This window comes from Citrobacter sp. Awk 2 (assembly GCF_028069815.1).
GTDB lineage: Bacteria > Pseudomonadota > Gammaproteobacteria > Enterobacterales > Enterobacteriaceae > Citrobacter.
The window spans coordinates 1-384 of the sequence record NZ_JANEWL010000272.1; the positions used below are offsets into that span (position 1 = coordinate 1).

The window sequence follows — 384 nt, forward strand, 5'->3', positions numbered from 1 at the left end:
ATTATTATTTGATATTGAGACGTACTAGCGCACCGGCATTTTTCTCAACCACATCTTTTGCGATATCTCTTCCAATAATCGCTGGCATTGCTGGAATACTCAATTTACCTGTCCAGTAATAATCATCACTCTCCAGCCAGTCAGCCTGGTAGCGTAATTCAGCAAGACTTTCTCTGTCCCAGGAATGCCAGCAATAACCAACTGGCAAGTCATAGGCAACGACCCTGCTCATGAAACGCTCATCCATCGGTAACGTACTGTGATCTGTCGGTCGCTGAACATAAGTACGAACATCTTCAAGCATTTCAGCTCTCGATTGCTTTTCATATCTGTTACGATCCGCTTTTGAACCGGGCCCCGGCAATTGAATTCCTGAAGGTTCTT

At 44.8% G+C, this 384-nt stretch carries 1 pseudogene; it reads right to left on the reverse strand.

Annotated features, from left to right (window positions below):
* Window positions 1–4: 4 nt before the first annotated feature.
* Window positions 5–384, reverse strand: a pseudogene (locus tag NNO02_RS23600) (T6SS effector phospholipase Tle3 domain-containing protein); the annotation flags it as partial.